This window comes from Alkalimonas sp. NCh-2, assembly GCF_039631345.1.
Taxonomy (GTDB): domain Bacteria; phylum Pseudomonadota; class Gammaproteobacteria; order Enterobacterales; family Alteromonadaceae; genus Alkalimonas; species Alkalimonas mucilaginosa.
Genome location: NZ_JBDIUV010000002.1, coordinates 254,517 through 274,560 on the forward strand (window position 1 = coordinate 254,517; position 20,044 = coordinate 274,560).

The 20,044-nt window shown below is 51.8% G+C and carries 21 protein-coding genes; 9 read left to right on the top strand and 12 right to left on the bottom strand.

The genetic code is table 11. The features are described 5' to 3' along the window. Positions 1–166 precede the first annotated feature (166 nt). The 3 genes from ABC502_RS06370 to ABC502_RS06380 are packed head-to-tail and all read left to right on the top strand — an operon-like array spanning position 167 to position 5,719. Positions 167–2,815 carry a S8 family serine peptidase gene (locus ABC502_RS06370; RefSeq protein ID WP_345915280.1) on the top strand — a complete coding sequence of 883 codons (2,649 nt, stop codon included), beginning with the start codon at positions 167–169 and terminating at the stop codon, positions 2,813–2,815. Continuing rightward, positions 2,815–4,506, top strand: coding sequence for an NAD-dependent malic enzyme (locus tag ABC502_RS06375; RefSeq protein ID WP_345915281.1), 1,692 nt, complete (start codon positions 2,815–2,817; stop codon positions 4,504–4,506). The genes ABC502_RS06370 and ABC502_RS06375 overlap by 1 nt, the downstream gene beginning before the upstream one ends. 1 nt (position 4,507) lies before the next feature. After that, positions 4,508–5,719: a serine hydrolase domain-containing protein gene (locus ABC502_RS06380; RefSeq protein ID WP_345915282.1), complete on the top strand. Its 1,212-nt coding sequence runs from the start codon at positions 4,508–4,510 to the stop codon at positions 5,717–5,719. A gap of 6 nt (positions 5,720–5,725) precedes the next feature. On the opposite strand, the gene ABC502_RS06385 is transcribed toward ABC502_RS06380, so the two are convergent. Next, positions 5,726–6,142 carry a DUF3429 domain-containing protein gene (locus ABC502_RS06385; protein WP_345915283.1) on the bottom strand — a complete coding sequence of 139 codons (417 nt, stop codon included), beginning with the start codon at positions 6,140–6,142 and terminating at the stop codon, positions 5,726–5,728. 50 nt (positions 6,143–6,192) lie between these two features. Beyond that, on the bottom strand, positions 6,193–7,035 hold the full coding sequence (locus ABC502_RS06390) for a putative RNA methyltransferase (protein WP_345915284.1): 843 nt from the start codon (positions 7,033–7,035) through the stop codon (positions 6,193–6,195). 100 nt (positions 7,036–7,135) lie between these two features. Between ABC502_RS06390 and ABC502_RS06395 the strand changes: the two genes are divergently transcribed. The 5 genes from ABC502_RS06395 (at position 7,136) to ABC502_RS06415 (ending at position 10,047) form a co-directional block, all read left to right on the top strand. Continuing rightward, a complete protein-coding gene (locus tag ABC502_RS06395) occupies positions 7,136–7,462 on the top strand; it encodes a DUF440 family protein (RefSeq protein ID WP_345915285.1) in 327 nt (108 codons plus the stop codon). A 90-nt stretch (positions 7,463–7,552) separates the two neighbouring features. After that, the gene (locus tag ABC502_RS06400) at positions 7,553–8,098 is read left to right on the top strand and encodes a hydrolase (protein WP_330086207.1); all 546 of its coding nucleotides are present in this window, start codon (positions 7,553–7,555) and stop codon (positions 8,096–8,098) included. A gap of 65 nt (positions 8,099–8,163) precedes the next feature. Continuing rightward, positions 8,164–8,808 (top strand): TonB family protein, encoded by a 645-nt coding sequence (locus ABC502_RS06405; protein WP_330086208.1) that lies wholly within the window; start codon positions 8,164–8,166, stop codon positions 8,806–8,808. A 35-nt stretch (positions 8,809–8,843) separates the two neighbouring features. After that, on the top strand, positions 8,844–9,398 hold the full coding sequence (locus ABC502_RS06410) for a sigma-70 family RNA polymerase sigma factor (protein WP_345915286.1): 555 nt from the start codon (positions 8,844–8,846) through the stop codon (positions 9,396–9,398). Beyond that, positions 9,391–10,047, top strand: coding sequence for a hypothetical protein (locus ABC502_RS06415; protein WP_345915287.1), 657 nt, complete (start codon positions 9,391–9,393; stop codon positions 10,045–10,047). Before ABC502_RS06410 ends, ABC502_RS06415 begins: the two co-directional genes overlap by 8 nt. Here ABC502_RS06415 and ABC502_RS06420 read toward each other — a convergent pair. Continuing rightward, on the bottom strand, positions 10,044–10,838 hold the full coding sequence (locus ABC502_RS06420) for a S1/P1 nuclease (RefSeq protein WP_345915288.1): 795 nt from the start codon (positions 10,836–10,838) through the stop codon (positions 10,044–10,046). The genes ABC502_RS06415 and ABC502_RS06420 overlap by 4 nt on opposite strands. Before the next feature lie 4 nt (positions 10,839–10,842). Then, positions 10,843–11,694, bottom strand: coding sequence for a 23S rRNA (adenine(2030)-N(6))-methyltransferase RlmJ (gene rlmJ / locus ABC502_RS06425; protein ID WP_345915650.1), 852 nt, complete (start codon positions 11,692–11,694; stop codon positions 10,843–10,845). A 104-nt stretch (positions 11,695–11,798) separates the two neighbouring features. Between rlmJ and ABC502_RS06430 the strand changes: the two genes are divergently transcribed. Further along, entirely contained in the window at positions 11,799–12,704 is a 906-nt protein-coding gene (locus ABC502_RS06430) for a tRNA/rRNA methyltransferase (RefSeq protein ID WP_330086212.1), read from the top strand. On the opposite strand, the gene ABC502_RS06435 is transcribed toward ABC502_RS06430, so the two are convergent. From ABC502_RS06435 to ABC502_RS06470, 8 genes are all read right to left on the bottom strand, one after another. Next, positions 12,701–13,927 (bottom strand): sugar phosphate nucleotidyltransferase, encoded by a 1,227-nt coding sequence (locus ABC502_RS06435; protein WP_345915289.1) that lies wholly within the window; start codon positions 13,925–13,927, stop codon positions 12,701–12,703. The genes ABC502_RS06430 and ABC502_RS06435 overlap by 4 nt on opposite strands. A gap of 110 nt (positions 13,928–14,037) precedes the next feature. Beyond that, positions 14,038–14,769, bottom strand: coding sequence for a response regulator (locus ABC502_RS06440; protein ID WP_345915290.1), 732 nt, complete (start codon positions 14,767–14,769; stop codon positions 14,038–14,040). Then, on the bottom strand, positions 14,747–15,880 hold the full coding sequence (locus ABC502_RS06445) for a histidine kinase (RefSeq protein ID WP_345915291.1): 1,134 nt from the start codon (positions 15,878–15,880) through the stop codon (positions 14,747–14,749). Before ABC502_RS06445 ends, ABC502_RS06440 begins: the two co-directional genes overlap by 23 nt. After that, entirely contained in the window at positions 15,873–17,111 is a 1,239-nt protein-coding gene (locus ABC502_RS06450) for an ABC transporter permease (protein WP_330086216.1), read from the bottom strand. Before ABC502_RS06450 ends, ABC502_RS06445 begins: the two co-directional genes overlap by 8 nt. Beyond that, a complete protein-coding gene (locus ABC502_RS06455) occupies positions 17,104–17,814 on the bottom strand; it encodes an ABC transporter ATP-binding protein (RefSeq protein WP_330086217.1) in 711 nt (236 codons plus the stop codon). The genes ABC502_RS06450 and ABC502_RS06455 overlap by 8 nt, the downstream gene beginning before the upstream one ends. 1 nt (position 17,815) lies before the next feature. Then, positions 17,816–18,967, bottom strand: coding sequence for an efflux RND transporter periplasmic adaptor subunit (locus ABC502_RS06460; protein WP_345915292.1), 1,152 nt, complete (start codon positions 18,965–18,967; stop codon positions 17,816–17,818). A gap of 16 nt (positions 18,968–18,983) precedes the next feature. Then, complete coding sequence (locus ABC502_RS06465) at positions 18,984–19,679, bottom strand: YIP1 family protein (protein WP_330086219.1); 696 nt, start codon at positions 19,677–19,679, stop codon at positions 18,984–18,986. Next, a complete protein-coding gene (locus tag ABC502_RS06470) occupies positions 19,672–19,926 on the bottom strand; it encodes a superinfection immunity protein (protein ID WP_345915293.1) in 255 nt (84 codons plus the stop codon). Before ABC502_RS06470 ends, ABC502_RS06465 begins: the two co-directional genes overlap by 8 nt. Positions 19,927–20,044: the final 118 nt, after the last annotated feature.

Here is a 20,044-nt window from a genome sequence, read left to right on the forward strand (position 1 = left end):
TCGAGCAACTTGGTTGATATGCAAACTATAGAAAGCTTTGCTTTTTGCGCCAATACCATACAGCGTAAAGGTTGTGTAAAGCTGCGTGCTTTACCCTGAAAAATGATCGCTTGGTCGCATACTGAGGTACTATGATTACAGAGTGGTAGATTGAAAGAGGTTGCTGATGAGTAAAAGTGCATGGTTGTTTGGTGGGCTGATGTTGGGGGTAAGTCTGGCATCGGTTCAAGCTGAGCCGCTGGCCAGGGATTATCATCCTGAACGATTGATCGTAACCTTTACCTCTGGCTCCGAGCGTGTGCAAACCCAGTCGGCTCAGGCTGAATCAGCCGGGCCCTTGCAACACTATTTAAAAGATGCCTCACGCTTCTCGCAACTTCCGCGAAAAGCTGTGGTACGTCGTCCGGCAGGAATCAGTTTGCAGCAAGCTAAAGCAGAACTGCAGGCAATGCCTGGCGTTCGCTCGGTTGAGTTGGATTACAAAGTGCGTAAAACCCAACAGCCGAATGATCCCCGTTATTCCCAACAATGGTATTTGCAGGCGCTACCAGGTATTCAGGCCGAGCAGGCCTGGTCAGAAACCACCGGCAATCAGCAGTTGGTAGTGGCGGTGATTGATACGGGGGTTGATTACAACCATCCGGATCTGGCCGCTAATATCTGGCACAATCCACTCGAACAAGTTAATGGTCAGGATGATACCGGCAATGGTTACATCGATGATGTGCGTGGTATTGATACCGCTAACAAGACATCTGATCCGATGGATGATGATGGTCATGGTACTCTGGTTGCAGGCATTATTGCTGCCGCTGGCAACAACCAGAGAGGCATCGCCGGGGTAAACTGGCAGCTGCAAATTTTGCCGTGTAAGTTTCTGGATGATATGGGCGATGGCTTTACCAGCGATGCTATCGAGTGCCTGGATTATATTCTTGATTTAAAACTAAATTATGGCGTTCCGATTGTAGCTACCAACAACTCCTGGGGATCTTCTGCTTTTTCTGAAGCCTTGTACCAGGCGGTGCAACAGCATCATGAGGCTGGCATTTTGTTTGTCGCCAGTGCGGGCAACAGTGCCAGCAGCTTGCCGTTTTACCCGGCAGCCTTTGATTTACCCAATGTGGTTAGTGTGGCGGCCCATGATGAAGCAAGCCAACTGGCCACTTTCAGTAATTTTGGTCGCGATCATGTAAGTTTGTCTGCTCCTGGTGTTCGAATATTGAGTACCTTTCTTGATGATCAATATGCCCTATCATCCGGTACCTCAATGGCAGCACCTGTGGTTTCAGGTCTGGCAGCGTTGCTAAAATCTGCTAAGCCTGAGCTGGATGCCCAAGCACTGAAACACCATCTGCTGGTGGCTGGCGCCGAAGCTATGGATACGCGAATTGAACATCATACCATGGCCGGTAAGCTGGTCTTGGCAGCAGACGGTGCCAACGGTGCTTTTCACTGTTCGACGCAGCAGTTGTTCCGGCGGCTAAAACCGACAACCGATACAGTGTTTCTGGAAGCCGGCAGTTGGTTGGATATTCAGTTATTAGGGATGAATTGCCTGGGTTCCGAACCGACTCCTGAGTTGCGGGTGCAACCAAGCGGTGATTTGGTTGTGTTGAATGATGCGGGTCAGGCACCGGATCGTTTTGCGGGTGATGGCATTCATAGTGGGCGCTGGTGGTTTGATGGTGTGCCAGCTACCTTGCGATTTCCAGATGGGGATGTGCGGGTAGAGACAGAGCAAGCGAACTTTTGTGCTGAGAACAATATCAGTGAAGTGTCGCTGGAAAGCTGTGAAGCCTTATTGGCATTTTTTTATCAAACAGGGGGACCCGGCTGGTTTGAGCGCAATGGCTGGTTACAGCACAGTGCAATATGTAGCTGGTACGGTGTTCGTTGCCAGAGCGGGGATGTGACAGCGCTGGAGCTGGCACAGAATAACCTGAGTGGGCAGTTGCAGCTTAATTACAGCGCGCTGCCGGCACTGGCTGTGCTTGATCTGGCTGGTAACAGCCTGACAGGGCCTATCCCTGCCGGGATAGGAACCGCTAGAGAGTTGCAACAACTTGATCTTAGTCACAATGGCTTTAGTGGCGCTTTGCCAGCAACGCTGGGGCAATTGAGTGCATTGCAGCAACTGGCCCTGTCGAATAATTTTTTCAGTGGCAGCCTGCCTTCGACACTAAGTCATTTAAATGGCCTTCGTTGGCTGGATCTGTCCAATAACAACTTGCAAGGCAGTTTGCCGCAAAGCCTGACTCAGCTCAGTCAATTGCAAGGCTTCAGTTACGTTGAAACTCGCTTGTGTGAACCACGCAACAGCGACTACTACCAGTGGTTGCAAGCGATTAGCTTTCTTGAGGTAAACCAGGATTGCTCTAATCAGGCGCCGGTGGTGTCTGCCGGAGAGAATCGTACCGTCAGTGCAGGTAGCCAGGTGCAATTGCAAGGCAGTGCCAGTGATGCCGATGGTGAAATTTTACAGTATCGCTGGCTGCAATTAGAGGGAGCTCCGGTGCAGCTAAGTCATGCTGATAGTCTGCATAGCAGTTTTGTTAGCCCAACTTTGACGCAGACACAAAGCTTGCGTTTTCAGTTAACGGCCAGTGATCTTCGTAGCAGCAGTAGCGATACGGTCGTCATTACCGTGCAGGGGCAGGCTACAAGTCCGGAGCCATCAGGATCCTCAGGGGGAGCAGTACTTTGGTTGTTGCCCGTCGTGCTGTTGCTGATGATTGGCCGCAACAGGCGTGATCAGGTATACTTCGCCGCCACCAAATTGTGTTCATATTTTCAGGATAAGGAACTGCAGTAATGACGCCCAAGAAGCAAGGTCCGCTCTATATTCCCTACGCTGGTCCGGCTCTGCTGGAAACTCCGATGTTGAATAAAGGCAGTGCCTTTAGCAAAGAAGAGCGGGAAGCGTTTAACCTAACCGGCTTATTGCCACCGCGTTATGAAAGTATAGAAGAGCAGGTAAAGCGGGCGTACATGCAGTACTCCAGTTTTGAAAGTGCCATTAACAAGCACATTTATTTGCGGGCGATTCAGGATAAAAACGAAACTTTGTTTTTCCGGTTGGTGCAGGAACATTTGCCTGAAATGCTGCCCATCATTTATACACCGACGGTGGGCGATGCCTGTGAAAAGTTCTCCGATATTTACCGCAGCAAGCGTGGACTCTTTGTCTCGTATGAAGAGCGCGATCAACTGGATGCTATTTTGCGTAACGCCACCAAGTCCAAGGTAAAAGTCATCGTAGTGACGGATGGTGAGCGGGTGCTTGGCCTGGGTGACCAGGGGATTGGTGGTATGGGGATCTCTATCGGTAAGTTGTCACTGTATACTGCGTGTGGTGGCATAAGCCCTGCTTATACATTGCCGGTAGCGTTGGATGTGGGTACCAACAATGAAAAACTACTCAAGGATCCTATGTACATGGGGGCGCGGCATAAACGCATCGATCAGGCCGAGTACGATGCCTTTGTCGAGAAGTTTATGCAAGCGGTGTACAAACGTTGGCCGGATGCGATGGTGCAGTTTGAAGACTTTGCTCAGCCAAATGCCATGCCGATCTTGCAGCGTTATCGGGAGCGTTACTGCTGCTTTAACGACGATATTCAGGGCACGGCTGCTGTGACTGTAGGCTCTTTACTGGCTGCCAGCCGGGCAAAAGGGCAGAAATTGTCTGAGCAAAAAGTGGTCTTTGTTGGTGCTGGCTCCGCTGGTTGTGGCATTGCAGAACAGGTGATCAGTCAGATGATGGCCGAAGGGTTAAGCGATGAGGAAGCCCGCAGTCGTATTTTTATGGTCGATCGTTTTGGGCTTCTTGCCGAGGGGATGGGCGATTTGCGGGATTTCCAGCAAAAGCTGGTTCAGTCCAAAGCTGCCTTAGCCGGGTGGAGCTACAGCGGTGATTATCCGTCGTTGCTGGATGTCATGCACTGCGCAGAACCTACCGTGCTGATTGGTGTCTCTGGCCAACCAGGCCTGTTCAGTGAGCAGGTGGTTCGGGCCATGCATAAAGGCTGTAAAACCCCAATTATTTTCCCGCTAAGTAATCCATCAAGGCAAGTAGAAGCAACACCAGAGCAAGTGATTAGCTGGACGGAAGGGGATGTGATTATTGCCACCGGCAGTCCTTTCAAACCGGTACAGTATCAAGGCAGAAGTTACCCTGTAGCGCAGTGCAACAACAGCTATATTTTCCCGGGTATTGGCCTGGGAGTCATAGCCGTGAAAGCCAAACGCATTAGCGATGAAATGCTGATGGCCGCCAGTGAAACCTTGGCTGCAGCTTCGCCTTTGGCCAATACCGGTGAAGGGGAGTTGTTGCCATCACTAACCGCTCTGGCTGAGCTCAGTAAACGCATTGCTTTTGCGGTAGGTAAAGTTGCACAGCAACAGGGATTAGCGCTTGAAATTAGTGATAATCAGTTGCAGGATAATATCGAAGCGAATTTCTGGCGGCCGGAGTATCGCCAGTACAAGCGGGTTAGTTTTTAACGTGAATCCATTAACAGCAAAACGCATCGCAGCAACCGGATCAGCCGCTCTAAAGCTGCTGATGCCTGGGCTGTGTTTTGTTGTTTCCTCGCTGGCAGCAGCCCCTGTATCAGAGGTTGCTGAACAGTTTGACCGCCATTTTGAGCAACAACTGGCTGAACACCATATCCCTGGTGGTGTCTATGCGGTGATTGAAGGCAATCAGATTGTGCGGGTACGTGGTGTTGGCGTGCGCGCCCGGGGAGGGGATGAACCGGTCGATCCTTATACAGTGTTTCGTATTGCCTCAGTCTCTAAAACCTTTGCCGCCGGTTTAGCTGCTGTGCTGGCGGAGCAGGGGTATTTTAGCTGGAATGATCCTGTAGTGAATTATGTGCCGGATTTCTCGTTTCGCTCGGCTCGTTACAATAAAGCCCTGCAGGTAGAGCATCTGCTGGCACAAACCACAGGGGTTATACCTAACGCTTACGATAATATGATCGAAGCCAATGTGCTACCGGACCGAATTCTGCCTCACTTCAGACAGCTGGACCCGATGTGTACCCCTGGCGAGTGCTATGGCTACCAGAATGTGTTGTTCAGCCTGATCGAGCCCATAGTGCAGCAGACTACGCAAAAAGATTATGCCACCCTGATGCAGGAGCTGATTTTTGATCCGTTGCAGATGGCTACCGCCTCTGTTGGCATGGAGCCTTTTATGAACAGTGCCAACAAAGCCATGCCCCACGTGCGGGCGCGGGGGGGCTGGTATCAAAGTACCGTGGTGCCGAGTTACTATCGCTTTGCTCCCGCTGCTGGCGTAAACGCCAGTGCGATGGATTTGAGTCATTGGGTGATGGCGCAGTTGGGTCATTATCCCGAGGTAATGCCTGAGCACTTGCTGGCAACCATTACCGACAAACGGGTACGCACGGTCAGGGACTTACGTCGTGGGCATTGGCGGCAGTTTATCCGCGATGCACACTATGCACTGGGTTGGCGGGTCTACCAGTTTGGTGATGAAGAGCTGGTGTATCATGGTGGCTGGGTACGTGGCTTTCGAGCCGATGTGGCTTATTCACGTGATCGCCAGGTTGGCCTGGTGATCTTGCTGAATGCTGAAAGCAATATTGTCAGTGAGCTAAGCACCTATTTTTGGTCAAAGGTGTTTGACGCCATTCATATAGCTGAAGCTGAGCAGTTCAGCGAACTACACAGCACCGAAGACGATTAAATTCAGCTAGCCGCTAAAAATAGCCCCTAAGATTAACGCCGGCAGGATGGCTGCAGTCAGCATACCGCGCAGTTGTCGATACCAGGCTGGCATGGTAGTCGGCGGGTTCTGGTATTCACGTAACCAAACCCAGCCAAAACCTGCCGCCAGTACAATCAGTGCTGGCTGGTACGGCGATATCAGTGCCAACCAGCCAAGCAAAGCGGGTACTACACTAAAGACGTAACTGCGCCAGGCTTGTGTTTGCTCTGGCAATTGCATGGCCATGCCCCAATGCACAGCTCCCAAAAAGCTTAAGATAACGGCTCCATACCCAATCAGGGCGACCAGCGCTAACTGGCTTTGTGGCCATAACAGCACGGCAATCAAACTTAGATAAAATGGTACAATGCCGGCAAATCCAAGGATGCGGGGGTAGGTCACTGCGTGCTCCTGTCTAAACGATTCATGGTTCCATACGGTCCTGAGTGAGATCAGGATCCATACTGGTAGCTATCAATATAGAAATCGGCCTGCAGCTGCGTCAAGCTTTGGCAAAGCAGTTGTTTCTGTTGCTGCGGCAGTTTCCAGCCCAGTGGGGTCATCTCCAGCAAACTGAGATAAGCCTCCGCACCCAGTTGCTCCAGCATGAAATGGCAATGCTGCCGCCTTTGGTGCGAAAAGCCGGGTAACAGCTGAATGGCATCGCTGTGCAGTCGAACTTCAGAATAAATAGCTTGCTTGAACTGCAGCAAATGCTTAGGAGCAGCGGTGACCAGCAGCAGATAGCCACCAGGGCGCAGGCAACGTTTTACCTCGGCCAGTTCAAAAGGGGCGCACAGTACCAGGATGGCATCAAACTGCTGATCGCGATAAGGCAAGACTTTGGCACTGGCCACGCAAAAGGCGATATCCGGGTAGCGTTTTGCGGCCAGTTGAATGGCGCTTTTGGAGATGTCCATGCCAGCAAACTCGGTGTCTGGCAGAGCTGCCTGCAACTGACCACTGTAATACCCCTCTCCACAGCCGGAGTCGAGCAGGCGGGTAGGCGCTAAATGCTGTAGCTGCTCCGACAGCGCAGCGACCAAGGGGTGATAAGCACCGGACTCTAAAAACTGTCGCCGCTGCTGCAACATGGCTTTGCTATCGCCCGGTTGCTTGGAGTTTTTGTGCTGCACCGGCAACAGATGCAGGTAGCCTTCTTTGGCCACATCAAAGTGATGCCGGTTCACACAACGATAGGAACTTTGCTTTGGCTCACTTGGTTCAGGGATAAGCGGCTCTTTGCAAAGTGGGCAGCGGTACAAGGAACTTACGTCAGGCTGAGTGCTGGTCATCGGGTTTTTCAAAGCAACAACAATATGTCTATAGTATCAGGCTGTGCCTTGCCGGGAAACTTGCTATCATAGCGATAGAGCAATTCTTTGGAAAATCATTATGTCAGATAACTTGCAGTGGTCGCTGGATGAGCTGTGCGATCATGCCTTTGATATCTTTGAAGAGCTGGCTTCAGACAACCTGAGTCCAGCCGATTACACCGACTACCAGCAACAGCATCTGAGCCGGGGTTTTGTCGATTTAAAAACACCGGATGACAGCTGGGAAGATTTGTACCCGGTGGCGCTTGCTGATGGGGATTATGTCGAAGCCTGGATTGGTTTATCGGGTGAGGAGGGGCAGGCCGATAAAGTACTGGCCCGCTTGCTGCTGAATAAAGACAAAGACGAGTCCGAGTGTTTCGCCCAGTGGCGCGGTCAGAGTTAGTCATCACGCCAAACGACCGCTTCGACCAAGGTAGGCTGGCATTTGGCTACAGGCTTTGTCACTATGAAGCCTGTCGCTTAGGAGAATGCAATGCTGATAGACCGTGACCAAAGCCTGGTACTGCTGATCGATATTCAACAGCGGCTGGCACCGGCCATTGCCGATAACCGTGAGGTGGAAAATGCCGCGGCCTGGGTGCTGCAAGTTGCACTGCAGCTGGATGTGCCGATTCTGGCTACCGAGCAATATCCGGCCGGTTTAGGCCATACGGTCCCGGTATTGGCGGAGCTGCTGCCCGATGATGCGGTGCTGGAGAAAATGCATTTTAGTGCCTACAAAGAAACGGCCATACGGCAAAGGATCACTGAATTAGAGCGTAAGCAGATCATTGTGCTGGGTACTGAAACCCATGTCTGTGTGCTGCAAAGCGTGCTGGATATGCTGGCGGCAGGCTTTCAGCTGTATGTGGTAGACGATGCGGTAGGCTCGCGCGAACCCTTGCATAAACAACAAGGATTGCAGCGGATGCAACAAGCTGGCGCTGTCATTATTAACCGCGAAATGCTGGCCTTTGAATGGCTGGAATGTGCCGGTACCGAAACCTTTAAGCGCATTCATCAGGGCTGGATCCGTTAAAAAAATTTAACCCCCTCTGGACTCCTCAGTCGTCTAAGTATTAACACCACCCTGAGGAGTTTATTATGACGAGCTGCACGTATTCAGAACATCCGGTTGTAAGCAATGTATCCCGTTTCACCATCTGTTGCATGAGTGCGATTAGTGTGACTTTTGGTCTTTTTTTACTGATGCACAATCTCATCAAAGCGCCGATCGGTGAGCGGCCTGAGCCGGCACCAAGTATCCCTGTAGCTATGTTTAAAACACCGGAAGAGCAGCCAACGGTGCTACGGCAACCCTTGCCGGAACGGCCAGAAATGACCCAACCCGAGACAATGACCTTTACCACTGAGCCAACAGAGCAGTTGGTGGATCTGACCTCACGCTTTACGCCAGGTCTTGAGCGATTCAAAGTGGATCCGCCAAGCCGGGATGGGGTGGGTATGAGAGATGGCAGTGCCAATCCTCTGGTTCGGGTAGAGCCCAGATACCCGGTGGAGGCTGCACGCCAGGGCATCAGTGGCTGGGTGCAGTTGCGTTTTTCCGTGGATGAAACCGGCAATGTGCAGGATGTGGAAGTGTTGGCGGCAGAGCCGGCCAATGTATTTAACCGGGAAGCTATCCGAGCCTTACGGCGGTGGAGGTATCAACCAAAAATCATTGCTGGCAAAGCGGTTAAGCAAACTAACCTGCAAGTGCAGCTCGATTTTAATTTACAGGCAGACTAAGCTGTAGTTAGCAGACTGGTAAGAGGAGTGTGCCTATGCTGTCGTTTTCAGCTCCCTGGGAGATGACTTCCTGCCCTGATAGTTTGATGCAGCATTATCAAAAAACGGGTGCCGCAAAATGGTTGGAAGGCTTAATTCAGCAATGTGGTGACGATCTGTATCATTTTTTACTGCGTCAGTCCGATCCTGTGCTGGCGCAGGATATTTGCCAGCAAACCTGGCTGAAAGTGATGGAAAAACGGCACAACTTTCGGGCTGACAGTCGCTTCAAAACCTGGCTGTTTAGTATAGCGCGTCATACCTTACTGGATGAGCTGAAGCGCCAGCAACGTTGGCAATCGTCGCTTTGCCCGGAACTGTTGCCTGAGCCTGCAACACCGCAGTGCTGGCCTGAAGAGCGGCAGCAGCGTTTTGAGCAAGCCTTGCGATTCTTGCCATTCTTGCAGCGGGAAGCATTGATGTTGCAACTGGAAGGGTTTTCAATTGAACAAATTGCGGGTATCACCAGTGAGTTGGAAGAAACGGTGAAAAGCCGGCTACGTTATGCGCGTCGCTTCTTGCAGTCGCGTTTGGGAGAGTCTAATGAGTAAGCAGACACCTTCAGAGCATGACGCGCTGCAGTCATTGTATCAACAGGCTAAACACGGGCATAAGATGCCAGCAGCTTTAAAGCGCCAACTGATTGCAGAGTGCGAAGCCAGGGATAAAACACCTGCAGCCTGGCGAAGCTGGTGGCAACTCTCACAGTTGGTGATGGGCTGTGCTGCCATGCTGCTGTTGTTAAGTTGGATGCAGTGGTCCCCCAGCTCTGACTTGTATCAGATTGAACTGACGGCCAGTGCGGATTACCAGCAGGTGCAGTATCACCGACTGGCGGAGCCCAGAGCCGTGCTTACCAGCCAGGCCGTGCGGGAAGAGCGGTTGCAGCAGCTGTGGCAACGTCAGCAGGAACAATTGCAGCGAGGCCATGTTATTCATACCCGCACAGCGCAGTTGCAGCAGCAGGAAGCCAGTTGGCAACTGACGATTTGTGATGAATTGCAATTGAATCTAAGCAAGGAGTTGGTAGCCCAATTGCAGCTGGGGCAAAGCATCCCAGCTTATGGAGGCACGCAGTGGGTAGAGTTGGAGTTGGCGGCAACGGGTCAGGTTTTGGCGATCCGGGCCACTGAGCAGGTATTGCACTGCCCGCAAAGCAAGGCGGGCAGGGGACTGTTATTCCCTGCTATCGCAGGTTAATTTGCCTCAGGCTCTGGCCAAAGTTGCTGCAGCAGCCAAGCCAGCCGGGCAGCAGCTTGCAGCAAGCGGGTTTCGATGGTGTGCTGATGATGCAGGGCATAACGTTCATCCAAAGGTTTGCCAGGTTGATGCTCTGCATAGATCTGTTGCACAATGACAACCGACTCATTTGCCCAGTCCAGTACATCGCCTTGTTGCCATTGCTGCAAGTTGGTTTCATTCAAGCGTGGGCGTAACCGGTCGATGCTGGCCTGGTAATCGCGAAAGCCCAGCTGCAGCAAGATACCGGTATCCCAGATGCCATGCAGGTTGCGTACTTCCCCCATAAAAATTACCCCGATGTCGTTGCCGCCGCGGTCAAAATCGTAGCCAACATGCAAGGGTTGGTGCAAGTCACCGACAAAGTGACTAAGAAACTTCAGCGACTCAGCTGCTTTGGCCGACTGGCTGTCTTGTTGCAACAAGGCATAGTGATCGTGAATGGCCGAGAGTACACAGCCATAGTCCGGGCAATGCTCCATGCTCACGGCCTGGTCTTGCCGGCGGATATTGACGTAATGATGCGGCCTTGCAAAATCGTATTGCTCCTGGCCACGCAGTTGATCGGCCCAAACGCAGGCAGGCGGAAAGCTGTCAAAGTCGGTATGCGCCAGCAACGCATCCAGCCGTTGTTGCTGGCTGACAGACAGTTGCTCATAGGCCAGTTCGCAAATCATGCGATGGCCAATCTGACCAAAAGCCAGGCTGGCACCGGAAAATAGCAGTACAAAGAGTCCCCATAAAACACGCATTCGGTTATGCCTCCGCAATCAATTGAGTGACCTGAGCCGGGCCGGCATCGCCCAGTTGTTGTTGCAGCCAGGGTAGAAAGGCCCGGCATTGCTCTGCCAGCAGATAGGGCGGGTTGATCACCAGCATTCCGCTGCCAGTCATGCCAAAACCTGCGCTGTCTGCTTTCGGGCACCACTCAATCCGCAGCAGGTCTGTCACTGGCAGGGCGGCAACCTGGGCCACAAAACGCTCGATATGAGCCCGGTCAATCACCGGGTACCAGATGGCGTAGCAACCGGTGGCAAATCGCTGCAGGGCAAGTTGCAGACCTTTGACCACGTCATCGTACTCATGGCTCAGTTCATAGGGTGGGTCGATCAATACCAGGCCGCGTCGAGCCAATGGCGGCAGCATGGCTTTGATCCCGGCCCAGGCGTCCATTTTTTCAATCCGGCTGTGTTTGCGTTTGCCCAGATGCTGGCTCAGCAAGCCGTAATCGGTTGGGTGCAGCTCGGTCAGTTGCAGCGCATCCTGCGGTCTGAGTAACTGAGCGGCAATGGATGGCGAGCCTGGGTAAAACTCCAGCGCACCATCTGGGTTCAGTTGGTGCAACAGACGCAGATAACGTCCTACCGGGCCATCTTCCAATGCGGTTGGCACCGCCTGGTTGAATAACAGCCCGATACCGCTCTGGTACTCGCCGGTTTTGCTGGCATGCTCGCCGCTCAGGCTGTACAGGCCGGCACCTGAGTGGGTGTCGTGGTAACAAAACGGCTTATCTTTGCGCTTTAGGTACTCAAGAATAGCAACCTGCACCAGATGTTTTAGCACATCGGCGAAGTTGCCGGCATGAAAGCTGTGGCGATAGCTGAGCATGGCAAACAACCAGTGATAAAAAGGGGGCGCTAGCATACTCTGTTCTGGTGGTTTTGTCATGCCAGCTGCTACAATAGCGTTTTTTATGCATCGCAAGGTTGTTTATGTCCGGCGCCCCCTCTTCCAAACGTCCTGCTGCCCGCCCCGCGCGAGCCAAGAGCGCAAAACCCTGGGCCGAGAAATCCAGCAAAAATGCCTCCCAAAAAAACAAGCGGCCTACGCAGCCAGCGGCTGCCAGAACAGCGAAAGCAGCGCCAGAGCGGGCGGTATCGCCAAGGGCGGCCGAGCAAAAAATTTATGGTGAAAAAGCCTGTCAGGTGCTGTTTGCCAGGCGGCCGGAAGCCATTATCCGGTTGTATCTGAATCAACAGCAGGCGCCAAAATGTGCCGCCATGATGAAGTACCTGGCCAAAGCCAAAAAGGCTTATCACCTGGTGGAGGATGCCGAGTTGGATAAGCTGGCTGGTAGTCAGCACCATGGTGGCATCGTGATGCTGGTGCAGCAGCCCGAGTCGCTGCCGCTGCATCGTTACCTGCGTCAGCAAAAAGACGCCAACAGTGATTTGATCCTGGCGATGGATGGTGTTAGCAACCCGCATAACCTGGGGGCCATTGCCCGTACCTGCGCCCATTTTGGTGTCAAAGCCATCCTGTTGCCGGAGGCGCAGTTGCTGTATTCGGGTGCGTCGGTACGCACTGCAGCCGGTGGCGCCGAGTTTGTGCAGGCGGTGCACTGTGAAAAGCTACCTGAAGCGCTGCTGCTGTGCCGTCAGGCTGGTTATCAGCTGATGAGCACCTCCAGTCACCAGGGCGAGTCTTTGTATCAAGCGACTTTGCCAGCCAAAGCGGTGATGGTGTTTGGCGAAGAGATGTTTGGTGTTTCCAAAGCGGTGGCACAAAAAGCCGATACCCTGCTGCGGATCCCCGGCACAGATCAGGTTGAATCGTTGAATGTGAGTGTAGCGGCAGCCTTGATTATTGGCGAGTGGTACCGCCAGCATGCTGGCTAGTGCAGATCATGCAAAGTGCTGATACCTAGCTGACTGCTACTGACGATCACCAGCCCGGACGGCAGTCGCTGATAGCGCTGACTATCGAGCCGGGCATTGAAACCTATGCTGCTGTGTTCAGCGATACGGCAGTTCTCAGTGACAATCACTTTTCGTAATTTGCTGTTGGCACCCACTTCAACCTGCCCCATCAGCACACAATCCTCCAGCTCTGCACCCTGATGAATGCGGCAATGGCTGCCAATGACCGAATGCCGGATGCTGGCAGCCGACAGCTCGCAACCAGCACCTATCAGACTGTCCTGGATACTGCTTTTTTCCGAACCAGCAAAATAGCTGGGTGCCACCGGTTCTTTACCAAAGACCGGCCAATGCTCATTGTGCAGTCGCACGGCCGGGTTTGCTCCCAGTAAATCCATATGCGCCTGGAAGAATGCATCTTGGGTGCCGACATCCCGCCAGTAAGGCTTGGTTTCACCAGGGATCAGGTGATTGGAAAAGTCGTAAACGCACACAGTCTCATGCCGAAAGAGGCTGGGGATAATGTCGTTGCCAAAGTCGTGACTGGATAAGGGGTGCTCGGCATCGTCCAGCAAGGCGTTAAATAAACAAGAACGATTAAACAAGTAGTTGCCCATGGATACCAGCACCATACCGTTGGCATCGGCCAGATGGCAGATTTGATGCAAGGCCGGTTTCTCGTAAAAAGCCGTCAGATGGTGGTTATCATCCATCGCCAGCACCCCAAAGTGTGGTGCCAGCGCCAGTGGTACCGGCATGGCCGCTATGGTCATGCAGGCATCCTGTGCCAGGTGAAACTCCAGCAGGGGACGGAAATCCATTTTGTAAATGTGATCAGCGCTTAGCACCAATAAGTGAGTGGCCAGGCTGTGCTCCAGTTGCTGCAATTCCTGGTAAATCGCCCCTGCAGTGCCTGGTAATTGCGTATCCCGGGTTTTCACCAGGTGCATATCGGCTGGGCAGCGGTGTTTGGACCACTGTTGATGCAGGTAATGATGCAACCCATCAACCTGATACTGACCCAACACCCAAATCTCATCGCACTCTGAGTTAATGCAGTTGCTGAGCACAAAATCAATCACCCGGTAATGACCGGCAAATGGAATAGCAGGTTTGGCACAGTGACTGGTCAGGGGGCGCAGGCGATTGCCTTTACCTCCGGCCAGAATAATGCACCCCATCCGTTGATGCTGCTTTGGCATGCTGCTACTCCGGTCAATTTGTCGTTGATGGACTAGTAGGTATAGCAAAAACTGCCAGAATTGCTTTGCGCTGCATCATATAAAGTGGTGATATTTTGTGCAGCCTGGCTTTAGAACGCCGAAAACCATTGCTTGAGTTGCTGTGCCTGACGCCGGCTGACTTCAATCTGCTGGCCATCATTGAGTACTGCCAACAGACTGCCCGCTGCCATGCCGGGTTCAATATGAGCGATGGCATCAATACGGATGATATCGGAGCGGCTGACTTTAAAGAAATGCTCCGGGTTTAGCTTTTGTTCGATACGAGCCAGTGAGCTGTGCAGAAAGCTTTTGCCGTGCGGCGTATAGACAGCTGCATGATTGCCAATACTTTCAAAGCGGACAATTTCATGCAGCCGCACAATACGGTTAATGTCGCCAAACTTCAGCAAGATACCATGCTGTTCGGGCAGGTAGTGCTGGTTGCTTGCTGGTTTGCTGGTTTCCGGTTGTTTGTCTGCCAGTAAGCGTTGCATGGTGTGAGCCAGCCGTGCTGGTGCTATGGGTTTAAGCAGATAATCGACCGCATTCAGGCCAAAGGCATCCAGCGCATAGCTGTCATAGGCGGTGCAAAATACAAAGCGGATCTGTGCTGGCAGGGTTGCCGCCAGTTCCAGACCTGTGACTTCCGGCATTTGAATATCCAGAAAAACCAGGTCCAGCTCCTCCTGCTGCAGATACTGGTGGGCCTCTTTGGCATTGGCTGCTTCACCAATAAGCTGACACTCCGGGTGAGCTTTTAGCAAACGTTTTAATTCGCTGCGGGCCAATCGCTCATCGTCAACGATCAGGGTGCGTAGCATAAGGCAACTCCAACGTAAGGTGGAAGAAAGTACTGCTTTGTTCAAGCTCAATCCGGGCTTTATCGCCATGCATCAGTTGCAGTCGTTTGCGGCAATTGTTTAATCCGGTACCGGTAGAGCTTTGGTTGGATTGGGCTCCGACGCTGTTTCGCAGCGACAGTTGCCAGTGGCTTTTCTGCCGGCGAGCGGTTAATTCAATAAAGCCAGGCTCCGGATTTGGGCTAATGCCATGCTTGATAGCATTCTCCAGCATGGTCAACAGCATCAGGGTAGGTAAAGGCTGTTGCAGCAGACTATCATCTATCTGGACACTAAGTTGCAGCCGCTGCTCCAGGCGGATTTGCTCAATATGCAGATAGGTCTGACACAGCTGCCACTCTTCTTGTAAGCTGCTGGTGGGGCGCAGATGGGCTTGCAAATGCACCCGGAATAATTCCGATAGCTGCGTCAGGGTATCGGCGGCTTTGTGCTGGTCTTCAAAAATCAGCGCCCGTATGCTGTTTAAGGTATTGAACAAAAAATGTGGGCTTAGCTGATTGGTCAGTTGCTGCAAACGGGCTTGCTGCATTTCCTGCTGCAGCGCTTTGCGGCTTTGAAGCATTTGCCAGCCCAGATAAATTAAGCTCCAAAAGAGAAACAAACTAAGGTACATCAACCACATCATGATCATGAGCGTGGTTAATGTAAACTGCATCTGCAGGCCTTCAATACTATCTTTTTGCACCAGAGTGATTTGTTGCATATCGGTTTTACTTAGAGCCGGAAGATAGGATGCAAAAGTACTCACAGTGGCCAATAGCAGTGCCGCCAGACAAAGCCAGCCTGACAGCTGAAGTAGCGCAGACAGAGAGAACCCGCGCTGGTAATGAATTTTCAGTGGTGGTCGTAGTAAAAAATGACTCAGGATCACAAAGACACTGGCTTCCAGCAGGAAGCGAATAAAAAAGATGAGCACCAACTCCGGCTGTTCAACCTGAAAAAAAGGCAAGGTATAGAGCATATAAAACAACAGGAACAGCACAAAACTGAGCGCCTGGCCAAGCCGGTACGGCTTACTGCTTTGCCAGCACAGCTGCCAGTGGTGTTGCCAGATAGAGCTTGGGTTATTCATAACGTAAGGCGTCTATAGGGTTTAATCGGGATGCTTTAATGGCCGGGGCCAGGCCAAAAACCACTCCTATCAGGGTGGTAAAACCAATTGACAGGAGTATGGCCCATAGCGGGATCAAGGCATCTGGCATGGCAGGTAACATTAAACCAATAAAGCTGGCAATACCAGCCCCAAGTGCCAGGCCGATAATACCGCCAAATAAAGACAGTACCAAAGCTTCCACCAAAAACTGCAGCAGGATAAATTGCGGCGTTGCGCCCAGCGCCTTCACAATGCCTATTTCACGGGTGCGCTCGGTGACCGACACCAGCATAATATTCATAACCCCAATACCACCGACCAACAGACTGATGCCGACCACACCACCAGCCACCAGCGTAATGCTGCGGGTGATGGTATTAAATTGCTCTATCATTCGCTCGGCGCTGACAAATTCAAAAGGGTCCGGCTCATCGGTTTGCAGTTTATGCCGCTGTCTGAGGATGGTACGCATTTGTTGTTGCACTTGCTCTGGATCTGCACCTGCTGCAGGACGAAACAAGATATCAATGTTACGCGCTGCCCGTTCACCATTTAATGCCCGAATGGTACTGAAAGGGGCAATGATGTAGTTATCCTGATCAAAGCCAAACAGACTGCCTCTCGCTTCAGCCACACCAATAATGCGAAACCAGTCGCCGGATAAGTTGATAAATTCCCCCACCGGGTTGGCGGGCAGATCCAGTTTTTGGATCAGCGACACGCCAATAAAAGCCACCCGCCGCCTACGGTCATCATCGCTAGCTGATAAAAACCGGCCCAGCTCCGGATAGACCCGTACGACATTCTGATAGCTGCTGTCGGTACCGATGATCTGGGTTTGAGTGCTGTTGCGGCCATAGTACACCTGTGAGCCCATGCTAAAGGCTTGCATGGTAGCGGTCATATCTTCGACCTGATGCACCCGGTTTTTCAAGACCAGAAAATCATCATGATGCAAGTAGTTAAAGTTTCCCAGCATTTGTTGGTTGGTAGGGGTGTAGGCCCGCAAGGTCACCATATCGCTGCCTAAATCATCCAGTTGGCTGGTGATGCTGTGGCTAAGGCCTTGCATAATGGCTACCACCGTAATAACAGCGGCTACACCGATAATAATACCCAGAGTTGTCAGGGCACTGCGCAATGCATGAGCCCGAATGGAGGAAAAAGCAGCTTTACTGCCTTCAAAACTGGCATGAATTAACTTAAACATGCAAGCGTGCTCCTTGTTCATTGCGCACATCCTGTTCGACCTCGCCATCGACCAGCCGGATAACCCGCTGACAGTGATCGGCAATGTCTTGCTCGTGCGTGACCAGAATAATGGTATGGCCTTCCTGATGCAGTTGATCGAATAGCGCCATGATTTCTCTGCTGGTTTTGCTGTCCAGGTTACCGGTTGGCTCATCGCCTAACAAAATACGTGGTTTGGTCACCAAAGCTCTGGCAATAGCAACCCGCTGGCGCTGGCCACCGGACAACTGGTTGGGGAAGTGGCCGGTTTTATTGGCCAACCCAACCCGTTGCAAAGCGTCGAGTGCCATAGCCTGTCGTTTTTTATTGCTCATGATCCGGTACACCAAAGGCTGCATGACATTGGCTAGCACAGTGGCTCTTGGCAACAGATTAAAACTTTGGAAAATAAACCCTACGGCTTCATTGCGCAGTGCTGCCAGTGCTGCTTCGTTCAGGGTGGAGACATCCCGACCTGCCAACTGATAGTGGCCATTGCTGGGAGTATCCAGGCAACCAAGTATATTCATCAGGGTAGATTTGCCGGAACCTGAAGGGCCGATAATGGCGACATAGTCGTTTTCAGCAATACTCAGGTTAATGTGCTGCAAAGCGTAAAAGGTCTCACCAGCCATAGGGTAGCTTTTACTGACTTGCTGTAACTCAATCACAGATGCTGGCATCTTATGGCTCCTGCAGGCTGGCATTAATGCGGCTGCCATCCTGAATTCGCAGCAGAGTACGGGCCGGGCCAATAATCACCTGCTCTCCCACCGTTAAGCCAGATAGAATTTCCTGAGCAATGTCGGTGGCAAGCCCAAGTGTCACAGGCTGCTTATTGGCTTGTCCATTTTCTACCTTCCAGACAAAGGCGCTATCACCATCCTGCTGTATTGCTGCAATGGGTACCTGTATGCCGGCATCTTGCTCCGATAAAATAATTTCAGCCCGGCAACTCATGCCTGGATACAGGGCGATGTCCCCCGGCTGAAGCAGCACTTTTACCCGAAATGACAGGCTTTGGCTTTGGTTCATATTACGGGCTGAGGTGGCTATTTGAATAACCTCGCCGGGAATGGCCTGATGCGGGTAAGCAGCGGCGAAAGTCTCTGCTCGCTGCCCAAGGTGGACATTGGCAATATCGGCTTCATCAACCCGAAGCTCTGCCAGAATGGCGCTGGGATCGGCCAGTGTCATTAAAGGTGAGCCAATAATATTGGTGCTGCCGGCAATTACGGTTTCACCTGGCTTGATATCGACGGTAGAAAGCAAGCCAGCAATTGGGGAGCGGTAGATAGTTTTACTGAGGTTATCTTCTGCCATGGCAAGGCTGGCTTTGCCTTGCTCTAATGTTGCTTTGGCGGCAGCTATATTAATGTGAGCAATATCCAGTTTGCTCTGCAAACTATCGATGGTTTCCTGTTGCACCAGACCGGTTTGATGCAGTTGTTGTTGCCGGGAAAACTGCCGCTCTAAATCAGCCAGTTGTGCTTTGGCCCGTTCAATATCAATCTGTTGACTGCGCACCATGGCGCGGCTGCGGTTGACATCGGCTTCAAAAGCCGTGGGATCCAACCGCATCAGCATCTGGCCTTTTGCTACCGTATCACCTTCTTCTACCAGTACTTCCAGCACCCGGCCGGTGACTTCGGAACGAATCTGGATCTGAGTATTAAACTCCAGGTTGCCCGAGGCAAGAATGCTATCGGCTAAAGCACCTTCGGTTACCAGCACAGTACTGACGCTAATAGCTTGTTGCGATTGCCGGTATTTGCTAAGAGCTACCAGTCCAGCCAGCAGCGTAGCAATCAGCAGTAAAATAACCAACTTTTTCATAGTTGCCCCAACTAAGTCAGATAAAGACAGCCCAAAGACCAAAAATAATCAACAATGGTAGCGCCGCGAGTAAGGTACTTTTAACCGGCGAATAGCCGCTCCAGCTGTGTAAACCAGTGGCCATCAAACCAACCATCCAGAAGTAAATTAAGTTCAGGTTATCTGCCCAGGCAAACCAGGCATCGCCAGGTTGCAGGCCCAGCAGCAGTTGATTGATGGACAAAAAGTTAGCCGCATTAAGTGGCAGATTGGGATCGTTGCTTACGGCAATCAACACCATCAGTCCAAGCATCACCAGCAAATAGGGCATGTAGCTCCATACTGCCAGTGCATACCAGTCACCGTAAGCGCGTTTGGTGCCAGGGTTCCCCACCAACATGAGGTAGAGTGCGAGTAAAGCCAGTATGATGGGCGTCATCACGATAGCGCTGCCTAAGGCAATAAGTGGCATTTTGTCGGCCATTTGACCGAAGAGTGCCCGGCTTTGCTCTATCTCTGCTGGTGTCATCTTGTGAGCGCTGGCAGCGATTTGCTGTTCTACCAGCCACTCTGGGCTCATGCCCTGAAAAAGCCACCAGGAAGCAAAAGCACTGCTAACCAGCAGCAGGATAAAAGGAAGCCAGCTCCAGCCTTTCTTTGCTGGCAGAGCATCTAATAATTGCTTGGGTGCTACGTAGATATCCAGTAGCCCCTGTGACATTGTTTTACTCATTTTTCGCTCCTTGTTTTGATGCTAACAATTTCCCACTAATGGCAACCCCCATCAGGGCAAACCAGGCAAGCATAGAAAAACCCGTCGGAATATTGGCGATGGCTATTTTGCCAAGATGGCGGCGATTAAAAATCAACGCCAATAGGGTCGGGATAAAATAAATCGCTAAAAACAGGGGGACAAACCAAAGCAAAAAGATCAGGTTACTTTGCTCCAGTACGTGTGCCCACTCAGTCGCATCAAACATAGCATTCTCCTTGCAACCAGCTAAATTAATATTGGTAACGATTTTTTACAATCGCTGCAGTAGATGCCACAAATGATAGTCATGTGCAAAAAAACAGCTGGAAGAAAAGTGATGAGCG